The organism is Pseudomonas sp. C9D1 (assembly GCF_056491235.1).
Genome location: NZ_JBSZIE010000002.1, coordinates 2,692,836 through 2,704,589, shown reverse-complemented (window position 1 = coordinate 2,704,589; position 11,754 = coordinate 2,692,836). Strand labels below are relative to the sequence as shown.

Here is an 11,754-nt window from a genome sequence, read left to right as displayed (position 1 = left end):
GCGAAATAGGCTTCGCTGAAGGGACTAGTTACAAAATGTTTTTGGCACTATAGTTCCAATCTCATAAAAACAACGACGGAGCCCGCCATGCGTATCGCCTCCCTTTCCCTTCTCGCGCTCTCGGTGCTGCTGGCCGGCTGCGGCGAGCAGGACAAGACGCCCACCACCCACGTGGATTTCCAGAAAGAACTGCAGGCCAAGCTGATCAAGGCCAAGCCGGGCACCGTCATCGAAATACCCGCCGGCACCTACCAGCTCGACCGCAGCCTCAGCCTCAAGGCCAGCGGCGTCACCATCAAGGGCGCCGGGATGGACAAGACCATCCTCAACTTCAAGGGCCAGAAGGCCGGTGCCGAAGGGCTGCTGGTGGACGCCTCCGACTTCACCATCGAAGACCTCGCCCTGGAAGACACCAAGGGTGACGCGCTCAAGGTGGTGGGCGGCAAGAACATCGTCATCCGCAACGTGCGCACCGAATGGACCAACGGCCCGGCCACCGAGAACGGCGCCTACGGCATCTACCCGGTGCAGACCGAAAACACCCTGATCGAAGGCGCCGTGGCCATCGGTGCCTCCGACGCCGGCATCTACGTCGGGCAGTCGCGCAACGTCGTGGTGCGCAACAGCCGCGCCGAACGCAACGTCGCCGGCATCGAGATCGAAAACACCATCGGCGCCGATGTCTACGACAACCTCGCCACCGGCAACACCGGCGGCATCCTCGTGTTCAACATGCCCAACCTGCAGCAACCGGGGCACGGCACCCGCGTCTACCGCAACCAGGTCAAGGACAACGGCCACGACAACTTCGGCCACAAGGGCACCCCGGTGGCCAGCGTGCCGGCGGGCTCCGGCGTGGTGATCAACTCCAACGACGATGTGGAAATCTTCGACAACGACATCAGCGGCCACCGCACCGCCAACATCATCGTCAGCAGCTACTTCAGCACCGGCTACACCAACCTCTCCACTTCGGAGAACTTCGACCCCTACCCCGAGCGCATCGCCATCCACGGCAACCGCTTCGGCCCCGGCGGCGACAGCCCGGACAACCTCGAGCTCAAGGCCCTCAAGGTGGCCAAGTTCGGCCTCAGCGGGCGCCTGCCCGACATCCTCTGGGACGGCTACGTCAACCCGGCCAAGCTGGTGGACGGCAAGCTCCCGGCGGACCAGGGCATCTGCGTCGACAACGGCGAAGCCACGCTGATCAACGTCGACGGTCCCAACGGCTACAAGAACATCACCACCGACATGACCGACCACCGCTGCAAGCTGCCGGCGCTGCCGGAAATCGTCCTCGGCGCGGCCAAGGAGGCGCCCGGCGCATGAAGCGAGGCCTGCTGTTGATCGCCCTCCTGCTGCTGGCCGCTTGCGGCCGGCAGCCGGAGCCGCGGTTCATGCCCGAAGGCGATGCCTACCCCGAGAAACTCAGCGAATGGGGCATGCTGCGCCTGGCCGACGGCCACCTGCAGCCGGTGGCCGCCGTGCTGCCCTATGACCTCAACACCCCGCTGTTCACCGACTACGCCCACAAGATGCGCACCCTGTGGATGCCCGAAGGGCAGGCGGCGCAATACGGCGAAGACCACTTCGACTACCCCGTCGGCACCGTGCTGACCAAGACCTTCTACTACCCTCGCGACGACCAGGGCCGCCTGCTGAAGAACGGCCAGGACGACCGCGACCCCCGCGAAGGCCTGGCCCTGGACCGCGTGCGCCTGGTGGAAACGCGCATCCTGCTGCGGCAGAAGGACGGCTGGATGGCGCTGCCCTACGTCTGGGACGAAGCGCAGAAGGAAGCCACCCTGGAATGGGCCGGTGCCAGCTTCGACCTGGAACTGCTGGACGAGAAGGGCCAGCGCCTCGCGGTCGACTACCAGGTGCCCGACGCCAATCAGTGCGCCGGCTGCCATGAAGAGCGCCATGGCGAAGGCGTGCGTCCCCTCGGCCCCAAGGCGCGGCACCTGAACAAGGACCTGGCCTACGCCGATGGCCTCGACAACCAGCTCGCCCATTGGCAGAAGCGCGGCTTCCTCACGGGCCTGCCCGAGGTGGCCGGCATCCCGCGCAACGCCCTGTTCGGCCAGCCCCGTGACGGCGAAAGCCTGGAGCTGCAGGCACGCAGCTACCTCGACGCCAACTGTGGCCACTGCCACAACCCCAAGGGCCCGGCACGCACCTCCGGCCTGTTCCTCGACGCCGCCGCGCAGATGGGCATCAACTACGGCCTGTGCAAGCAGCCCGTGGCCGCCGGCAAGGGTTCCGGCGACCGCCTGGTGGACATCCACCCGGGCAAGCCTGAGGAGTCGGTCCTCACCTACCGCGTCGAAAGCACCGACCCCAGCGTGATGATGCCCGAGCTCGGTCGCTCCGCCGTCCACCGCGAAGGCCTCGACCTGCTGGAGCGCTGGATCGCCGGCCTGCCCGGTGCCTGCCGCAGCTAGCGGCAGTCACCGGGGCTTCTGTGGGAGCGGTTTCAACCGCGATGGGCGTGCACGGCGCTGATCGCGAATGAATTCGCTCCCACAGGGCACCATCCCCGTCATCTTCACTGTCTATGCTCACCCGCACTTCATGGTCGTCGGCACGCGACACGAACCATTTTCGTGCACGCCGTTCGAAGCAGTGCGGCCCGAGCCCCGTTCCAGTGCCGGCGCGGGGCGCACCCATCGACAAAACAGCACCTTGCGCGCTGGCATGAGACTTGCGCAGCAAGGCCATCGCTCAGGCTCGCAGGAGGCACGCCGTGTCGATCCACGTCGCACTGCACCACGTCACCCATTACCGCTACGACCGCGAGGTCGCCCTCGGTCCGCAGATCGTCCGCCTGCGCCCGGCGCCCCACAGCCGCACGCGCGTCCTCGGCTACTCGCTGAAGGTCGAGCCGGGCAAGCACTTCATCAACTGGCAGCAGGACCCGCAAGGCAACTACCTGGCGCGCCTGGTGTTCCCCGAAAAGACCCGCGAACTCAAGGTCGAGGTGGACCTGGTGGTCGAAATGGCGGTGTTCAATCCCTTCGACTTCTTCCTCGAGCCCTATGCCGAGCAGGCGCCCTTCGCCTACACCGCCGACGAGCAGCGCGAGCTGGCGCCCTACCTCAGCCGCCAGCCGGCCACGCCGCTGTTCGCTAAATACCTCGCCGCTGTCGACCTCACACCGCGCGCCAGCGTCGACTTCCTGGTGGAACTCAACCAGCGCGTCTCCCGCGACATCCGCTACCTGATCCGCATGGAGCCTGGCGTGCAGACGCCCGAGCAGAGCCTGGAGCTGGGCTCCGGCTCCTGCCGCGACTCCGCCTGGCTGCTGGTGCAGCTGCTGCGCCATATCGGCCTGGCGGCGCGCTTCGTCTCCGGCTACCTGATCCAGCTCACCGCCGACCAGAAGGCCCTCGACGGCCCCAGCGGCACCGAGGTGGACTTCACCGACCTGCACGCCTGGTGCGAGGTCTACCTGCCCGGTGCCGGCTGGATCGGCCTCGACCCCACGTCCGGCCTGTTCGCCGGCGAAGGCCACGTGCCGCTGGCCTGCAGCCCCGAGCCCTCATCGGCGGCGCCCATCAGCGGTGCGGTGGACGAATGCGAGTGCGAGTTCTCCCACGAGATGCGCATCGAGCGCGTCTGGGAAGCGCCCCGGGTCACCCGGCCCTACAGCGACGAACAGTGGGCGGCGATCCTCGACCTCGGCCGGCGCATCGACCGCGACCTGCAGGCCCGCGACGTGCGCCTGACCATGGGCGGCGAACCCACCTTCGTCTCCATCGACCATCCCGATGATCCGGAATGGAACACCGCCGCCCTCGGCCCCAACAAGCGGCGCCTGGCCGCCGAGCTGTTTCACCGCCTGCGCGGGCAGTACGCCCCCAACGGCCTGGTGCATTTCGGCCAGGGCAAGTGGTACCCGGGCGAGCAACTGCCGCGCTGGTCGCTGAACTGCTTCTGGCGCCGTGACGGCGAGCCGATCTGGAACGACCCGGCGCTGTTCGCCGACGAAACCCGCAGCTACGACGCCAGCGCCGAGCTGGCCGGGCGCTTCCTCGCCCAACTGGCCGAGCGCTTGGGGCTGGCCGACGACGGCATATTCCCGGCCTACGAGGACTGGTACTACTACCTCTGGCGCGAGCGCCGGCTGCCGACCAACGTCACCCCGGAAGACCCGCGCCTGGCCGACCCGCTGGAGCGCGAGCGCCTGCGCAAGGTCTTCGAGCAGGGGCTCGGCGAAATCGTCGGCCAGGTGCTGCCCCTGGGCCGCAACAGCGAAGGCGACGGCTGGCAGACCGGGTCCTGGTTCCTGCGCGACGAACACTGCCGCCTGCTCCCCGGCGACTCGGCCATGGGCTACCGCCTGCCGCTGGACTCGCAACCCTGGGTCAGCGAGGCCGACTACCCCTATATCCACGCCGCCGACCCCGGCCAGGCCTTCCCGCCGCTGCGCCGTGCCGCCGAGATCCGCCCCCAGCCGCGCCGTGCTGCCCCGGGCAAGGGCGAGCCCGCGCGCGCACCGGAGCTGTATCAGTCGGCGGCTGATGTCACCCGCACCGCGATCTGCGCCGAACCCCGCGACGGGCGCCTGTACCTGTTCATGCCGCCCCTGGCGGAGCTCGACAGCTGGCTGGAGCTGGTGGCCGCCATCGAGGCTACCGCTCGCGAGCTGGAATGCCCGGTGCTGCTGGAAGGCTACGAGCCCCCCGGCGACCCGCGCCTGAACACCTTCCGCGTCACCCCCGACCCGGGCGTGATCGAGGTGAACATCCACCCGTCCGGCAACTGGGACGAACTGGTGGAGCGCACCGAATTCCTCTACGAGGCCGCGCGGCAGACGCGCCTGGCCAGCGAGAAATTTATGGTGGATGGTCGCCACGTCGGCACCGGCGGCGGCAACCACTTCGTCCTCGGTGGCGCCACCCCGGGCGACTCGCCCTTCCTGCGCCGGCCCGACCTGCTGCGCAGCCTGATCAGCTACTGGCACAACCACCCCTCGCTGTCCTACCTGTTCTCCGGCCTGTTCATCGGCCCCACCTCCCAGGCGCCGCGGGTGGACGAGGCGCGCAACGACGCCCTCTACGAACTGGAAGTGGCCTTCGCGCAGATGCCCGAGCCGGGCGCCGAATGCCCGCCCTGGCTGGTGGACCGCCTGCTGCGCAACCTGCTGGTGGACGTCAGCGGCAACACCCACCGCGCCGAGTTCTGCATCGACAAGCTCTACTCGCCCGACAGCGCCTCCGGCCGCCTCGGCCTGCTGGAGCTGCGTGCCTTCGAAATGCCGCCCCACGCGCGCATGAGCCTGGCCCAGCAACTGCTGCTGCGGGGCCTGGTGGCGCGCTTCTGGGAGGAGCCCTACGCACCGCCGAAACTGGCGCGCTGGGGCACCGAACTGCACGACCGCTTCCTCCTCCCGCACTTCGTCCAGCAGGATTTCGACGACGTGGTGCACGAGCTCAACCAGGCCGGCTACCCGGTGCGTGGCGAGTGGTTCGCGCCGCACTTCGAATTCCGCTTCCCCAAGTACGGCGACTTCATGGTCAAGGGCATCGACCTGGAGCTGCGCCAGGCCCTGGAGCCCTGGCACGTGCTGGGCGAGGAGGGCGCCGCCGGCGGCACCGTGCGCTACGTGGATTCGTCCCTGGAGCGGGTGCAGCTCAAGCTCTCCGGCCTGGCGCCGGACCGCTACGTGCTCACCTGCAACGGCGAGGCGGTGCCCCTGCAGCCCACCGGCCGGGTCGGCGAGTTCATCGGCGGCGTGCGCTACCGCGCCTGGCAGCCGGCCTCCTGCCTGCAGCCCACCATCGGCGTGCACGCGCCCCTGGTGTTCGACCTGGTGGACACCTGGATGCAACGCTCCCTCGGCGGTTGCCAGTACCACGTCGCCCACCCCGGCGGGCGCAACTACGACAGCTTCCCGGTCAACGCCTATGAAGCGGAAAGCCGCCGCCTGGCGCGCTTCTTCCGCCTCGGCCACAGCCCCGGCACGCTCCAGGTGGAGCCGCTGCAACGCAACGACGAGCTGCCCATGACCCTGGACCTGCGTCGCCACTGATCGGGTCGCCGCCGCAGCTGGCATTCGGCCAGCTGTCGGCGGTACCTTGGATGACAGTTGAGAACGGGCGCATCCATTCGCGAGTACCAGATGTCCGACCTGCTTGCCCACTACCCCCTGACCGCCACGGCCTACCACGAGCTGCTCGACGCCAATGGCGACGTGCGCCCGCACTGGCAGCGCCTGTACCGCCAACTGCAGCGCAGCAGCGCCGCCCAGCTGCGCCAGCGCCAGGAGCTGCTGGCGCGGCAGATCCAGGAAAACGGCGTCACCTACAACGTCTACGCCGACCCCAAGGGCACCGACCGCCCCTGGGAGCTGGACCTGCTGCCCAATCTGCTCTCCGCCGAGGAGTGGCAGCCCATCGCCCATGGCGTGGCCCAGCGCGCGCGCCTGCTCAACGCCGTGCTGGCGGATGTCTATGGCGAGCAGAAACTCATCGCCGAGGGCCTGCTGCCCAGTGAGCTGGTGTTCGGCCACACCAGCTTCCTCTGGCCCTGCCAGGGCCTGCAGGCCATCGGCGGCACCTACCTGCACAGCTACGCGGTGGACCTGGCCCGTGACGCCGACGGCCATTGGCACGTGCTGGCCGATCGCACCCAGGCACCCTCCGGTGCCGGCTATGTGCTGGAGAACCGGCAGATCGTTTCCCGTGCCTTCCCGGAGCTCTACCGCGACCTGCGCGTGCAATACCTGGCCGGCTATTTCCGTGCCCTGCAGGAGACGCTGATCCGCCAGGCCCCCAGTGACGGCGAAACGCCCCTGGTGGTGCTGCTCACCCCTGGGCGCTTCAACGAAACCTACTTCGAGCACCTCTACCTGGCGCGCCAGCTGGGCTTCCCGCTGGTGGAGGGCCACGACCTGACGGTGCGCGACGCCACCCTCTACCTCAAGACCCTGGGCGGCCTGAAGCGCGTGCACGCCGTGCTACGGCGCCTGGACGACGACTTCTGCGACCCCCTGGAACTGCGCACCGACTCCACCCTCGGCGTGCCCGGCCTGCTGGATGCCGTGCGCCGTGGCCGCGTGCTGGTGGCCAACGCCCTGGGCAGCGGCGTGCTGGAGTCCCCCGGCCTGCTGGGCTTCCTGCCCGCCGTCAACCGCCGCCTGTTCGGCGAAGAGCTGCTGCTGCCCACCGTCGGTACCCGCTGGTGTGGCACCCCCGGCGTGCTGCAGGAAACCCTCGACGGCCTGGACCACCTGGTGATCAAACCGGCCTTCCCCTCGCAAAGCTTCGAACCGGTGTTCGGCCACAACCTGCCGCCCCACGCCCGGGACGCCCTGCGCAAACGCCTGCAGGCGCGCCCCCACGCCTACGTCGCCCAGCGCCAGGCGCAGCTCTCCCAGGCGCCGGTGTGGCAGGCCGAGGGCGAGCACGGTGCCCTGCATTCGCGGGCCATCGGCATGCGCGTGTTCGCCGTGGCCACCGCCGATGGCGGCTACTGGGTGATGCCCGGCGGGCTGACCCGGGTCGCCTCCGAGGCGAATGCCGAAGTGGTCTCCATGCAGCGCGGCGGTGCCAGCAAGGACACCTGGGTGCTGGCCGATCGCCCGGTGACCGGCGAACCCCTGCGGCCGCGCACCCTTGGCGTGCGCGACCTGATCCGCCAGGACCCCTACCTGCCCTCGCGGGTGGTGGAAAACCTGTTCTGGTTCGGCCGCTACACCGAGCGTTGCGACGATGCCGCGCGGCTGCTGCGCGTGGTGCTCTCACGCTATGTCGATGCCGATGGCGACGAACAGGCCCGGCAGGCCGCCCTGGAGCTGGCCGAGGTCCTGGGCCAGCTGCCGGCCGGTGACCAGCCCCTGGATCGGCGCCTGCTCAACGCCCTGCTCGATGACGACTGGCCCTTCAGCCTGCGCAGCAACCTGCGCCGCCTGCACTGGGCCGCAGCCCAGGTGCGCGGGCGCCTGTCGCGGGAGAACTGGCACGCGGTGCTGGAGCTGCAGCAGGAAGTGCAGGGCCTCGACCCGGCGCGCATGGACCTGGGCGACGCCCTGGACTTCCTCAGCCGCCTGCTGATGTCCCTGGCCGCGCTCTCCGGCTTCGCCCTCGACGACATGACCCGTGACGACGGCTGGCGCTTCCTGATGATCGGCCGGCGCATCGAGCGCGTGCGCTTCTTCGCCGACAGCATCGCCGGCTTCCTGCGCGGCGGCGCCGCCTGGGACCCGGGCGCCCTGGAATGGCTGCTGGAGCTGGGCAACAGCACCATCACCTACCGTTCGCGCTACCTGGCCTCGCCGCAGCTGATCCCGGTGCTCGACCTGCTCCTGCTGCACGAGCAGAACCCCCACGCCCTGCGCTTCCAGCTGCAGGCCCTGGAGCGTTCCCTGGGCCGCCTGCACGAAGAGTTCGGTGCACCCCAGGAACTGATGCTCAGCGGCCTGATCGGGCGCCTGCTGGCCTTCGACCTGGGCACCCTGGAAAACCCCTTGTTCGGCAGCGACAGCCTCGACGAGGTGCTGGAAGGGCTGGCGCAACTGCTGGGCGACATCGGCCAGATGGTCGGCCAGGTCTCGGATCGTCTTGCTTTGCGCTATTTTGCCCATGTCGACGACGTCAGCCAGCAAACGGTGTCCGCGTGATGCAATCCCGAGCCGCCTCCCTCGCCCCCCAGGGCGCGCGCTACCAGGTGTTCCACGACACCCACTACCGCTATGCCGCGCCGGTGTCGCTGGCCCAGCAACTGGTGCACCTGTGGCCCCGCGAGTGCCCCTGGCAGCTGTGCAGCGGGCAAGACCTGGAGATCAACCCGACGCCGTCTTCCCGCAGCGATGGGCTGGACGTGTTCGGCAACCCCCTGTGCCGCCTGGCCTTCGAACGGCCCCATGACGAACTGCAGGTCAACGCGCGGCTGCTGGTGGAAGTGCTGCCCCGCGGCCCCCACGCCCTGGACAGCTCGCCCCCCTGGGAGCTGGCCCTGGCCGGCCAGGCCTTCACCGGGCGCCCCCTGGGTGCCGAGGTGCTGGAGGCCTGCCGCTACCGGGTCGAGTCGCCCTATGTGCGCATCAAGCGCCAGTTCGCCGACTTCGCCGAGGACTGCTTCCCCCTCGGCCGGCCGCTGCTGCTCTGCGCCGCCGCGCTGATGGAGAAGATCTTCACCGGCTTCGACTTCGACGCCGAGGCCACCCAGGTGGCGACCCCGTTGACCGAAGTGCTGGAGCGCCGTCGCGGCGTGTGCCAGGACTTCGCCCACCTGATGCTCGCCTGCCTGCGCTCCAAGGGCCTGGCCGCCCGCTACGTCAGCGGCTACCTGCTGACCCAGCCGCCCCCCGGCCAACCCCGCCTGATCGGCGCCGACGCCTCCCACGCCTGGGTGTCGGTGTACTGCCCGCGCAACGGCTGGGTGGATTTCGACCCCACCAACAACATCCTTCCCGACCTCGAGCACATCACCCTGGGCTGGGGCCGCGACTTCTCCGATGTATCCCCCTTGCGTGGGGTGATCCTCGGCGGCGGCAGTCATGATCCCGAAGTCCGGGTGACGGTGATGCCGCTCTGGGAAGTGGCCATCTAGGCTCTGTAAGGAAAGTGCCTGCGCTCGGTGATGCTTCGTTAAAAACGGGTTCGGAATGCTCATTTACAGCTCGTAAACTGCGCTTCCTCACCCGTTTTCGCCTCGCCTGACCGTCGCTCGACGACTTTTTTACAAACCCTAGGGGCGCTCCGGCACCCGCGCTTGTCTCAAAGATGAAACACCCGGCCCGCTGGCGGCACCGGGGGCGGGGTATTTTGCGTGTCTGCCGTTGCGCTTGGGCCGGGCGTTGCTAGCGTCAAACGAGCCACCTGCCACGGAGCGCTCGCCATGGACGAAACAACGATAGTGACGGTCGGGACCGAGAAGGTCAGCGCCTTCATGAGCACCGTCATGCAATACGCCACCAGCTTCGGCGTGAAGATCATCGTCGCCATCCTCTTCTGGGTGCTGGGGCGCTGGCTGATCGGCTTCGCGGTGGGCCTGGTGCAGAAGTCCCTGGAGCGCCAGCGGGTCGACCCCACGGTGCTGCGCTACGTCGGCTCCTTCATCACCGTGACCCTGAACGTGCTGCTGGTGGTGGGCATCCTCGGCTACTTCGGCGTGCAGACCACCAGCCTGGCGGCACTGATCGCGGCGGTCGGCCTGGCCATCGGCATGGCCTGGTCGGGGCTGCTGGCCAACCTCGCGGCGGGCGGTTTCATCATCGTGCTGCGGCCGTTCAAGGTCGGCGACTTCATCAGCGCCGGCGGTGTCACCGGCACGGTGAAGGAGATCGGCCTGTTCGCCACCGCCATCAACACGCCGGACAACGTGATGACCCTGGTGGGCAACAACAAGATCTTCACCGACAACATCCAGAACTTCACCCACAACGCCTACCGCCGCGTCGACCTCAAGGCGCAGCTCTCCGGCGCGGCGGACCATGCAGCGGCCGTGGCCTTGCTCAAGGCGCGGGTGGCGGCCATCGCCAACGTGCTGGCCGAGCCGCCGGTGGAGGTGGAAATCCTCGAATTCAACCTGGTGGGCCCGGTGCTGGCGGTGCGCCCCTACTGCCACAACGACCACTACTGGCAGGTGTACTTCGACACCAACCGCACCATCAAGGACGCCCTCGGCAGCGACTTCCCCGCACCCATGCCGGCGCAGACGGTGATCGTGCAGCAGGGCTAGGCCGGGCGAGTGAAGTGATCGGCGCGGAGTCTCGCTTTTGTAGGGGGGATGACGCTCTTTTCATCCACCAGCGGTGCTCCCGCCGGGCTCCGTTCGCGACGAACGCAGCCGCGTAGCCCGGGCTTCAGCCCAGGAGCGTCTGGCGGGCCTGAACTCTGCACTGTTGGTGCCTCGCTGTGCTCGGCGCCAACCTACGAAACGCTGCTGCTCCCGACGCTACGACCCCTTCAAGCGCAGATGCAGGATGGGAAACGGCTTGCCCGAGCCATCCAGCTCCGAGCGGCTGGCCACTTCGAAGCCCATGCGCAGGTAGAAGCCCACCGCCTGCGGGTTCTGCTCGTTCACGTCCACCGTCGTCGCACCTTTGTGGTCGATGGCGTGGAGCAGCAGGGCGCGGCCGATGCCCTTGCCGTGCTGCGCCGGGTCGACGAAGAGCATCTCCACCGTGCCACCGGCGGTGCCGATGAAGCCCTGGATACGCCCGTCGGCGTCGCGGCTGCAGGCCAGTTTCACCGAGTCCAGGTAGGCGTCGCGCACCAGGGGTTTGAAGAACTGGATGTCGTCCTCGACGAGAAAGTGGTGGGTGGCGCGCACGGCAGCCTCCCATACCTCCACCAGGCGCTGGCGGTCGCTGTCGTCGATCTGTTCGATCTGTTCGATCTGTTCGATCTGTTCGAGGTGCTTCATGTTCACCAATGCCGCTTCGAGCGGTTCCAGAGATAGAGCAGGCGGGCGAAGGCCTTGTAGCCCAGCTGTGCCAGCCCGTGGATCAGCGGCAGGGACAGCAGGCGGGCCTTCCAGCGCTCCCTGGGGGAGTGGCGCCAGAGCACGATGAAGGCGTCCACGCCCATACGTTTCACGCCCTGCTCGTCCACCAGGTGCAGGCGCTCGCGGACGTACTCCAGCTCCTCGCCTATTTCCTCCACCGCCTGGTTGTCGGCGTGCACGTCGGCCCACTCCACCTGGCAGGCGGTGGTCTTGTCCTTCTGCCCGTCGATGCCCGCCCGGCACACCGGGCAGGCGCTGTTGTAATAGACCTTGATGCGTGCCTCTTCCTCGCTCATCACC

Annotated in this window: 8 protein-coding genes; 6 read left to right on the top strand and 2 right to left on the bottom strand. The window is 68.4% G+C overall.

The genetic code is table 11. From position 1 onward, the window contains the following. The first annotated feature begins 87 nt into the window (after window positions 1–87). The 6 genes from ACXI0U_RS20710 to ACXI0U_RS20685 all read left to right on the top strand — a co-directional run bounded on the left by ACXI0U_RS20710 (window position 88) and on the right by ACXI0U_RS20685 (window position 10,686). On the top strand, window positions 88–1,329 hold the full coding sequence (locus ACXI0U_RS20710) for a parallel beta-helix domain-containing protein (RefSeq protein WP_431482786.1): 1,242 nt from the start codon (window positions 88–90) through the stop codon (window positions 1,327–1,329). Next, entirely contained in the window at window positions 1,326–2,444 is a 1,119-nt protein-coding gene (locus tag ACXI0U_RS20705; RefSeq protein ID WP_431482785.1) for an SO2930 family diheme c-type cytochrome, read from the top strand. The genes ACXI0U_RS20710 and ACXI0U_RS20705 overlap by 4 nt, the downstream gene beginning before the upstream one ends. A gap of 302 nt (window positions 2,445–2,746) precedes the next feature. Continuing rightward, window positions 2,747–6,034, top strand: coding sequence for a transglutaminase family protein (locus tag ACXI0U_RS20700; RefSeq protein WP_431482784.1), 3,288 nt, complete (start codon window positions 2,747–2,749; stop codon window positions 6,032–6,034). A 90-nt stretch (window positions 6,035–6,124) separates the two neighbouring features. Further along, window positions 6,125–8,623 (top strand): circularly permuted type 2 ATP-grasp protein, encoded by a 2,499-nt coding sequence (locus tag ACXI0U_RS20695; protein WP_043243566.1) that lies wholly within the window; start codon window positions 6,125–6,127, stop codon window positions 8,621–8,623. Beyond that, window positions 8,623–9,555, top strand: coding sequence for a transglutaminase family protein (locus tag ACXI0U_RS20690; protein WP_265169898.1), 933 nt, complete (start codon window positions 8,623–8,625; stop codon window positions 9,553–9,555). The genes ACXI0U_RS20695 and ACXI0U_RS20690 overlap by 1 nt, the downstream gene beginning before the upstream one ends. 288 nt (window positions 9,556–9,843) lie before the next feature. Beyond that, on the top strand, window positions 9,844–10,686 hold the full coding sequence (locus tag ACXI0U_RS20685; RefSeq protein ID WP_431482783.1) for a mechanosensitive ion channel family protein: 843 nt from the start codon (window positions 9,844–9,846) through the stop codon (window positions 10,684–10,686). Window positions 10,687–10,902: 216 nt separating this feature from the next. On the opposite strand, the gene ACXI0U_RS20680 is transcribed toward ACXI0U_RS20685, so the two are convergent. After that, window positions 10,903–11,373, bottom strand: coding sequence for an acetyltransferase (locus ACXI0U_RS20680; protein ID WP_374979096.1), 471 nt, complete (start codon window positions 11,371–11,373; stop codon window positions 10,903–10,905). Window positions 11,374–11,375: 2 nt separating this feature from the next. Further along, on the bottom strand, window positions 11,376–11,750 hold the full coding sequence (locus ACXI0U_RS20675; RefSeq protein ID WP_184490520.1) for a thiol-disulfide oxidoreductase DCC family protein: 375 nt from the start codon (window positions 11,748–11,750) through the stop codon (window positions 11,376–11,378). Between the last annotated feature and the right edge of the window lie 4 nt (window positions 11,751–11,754).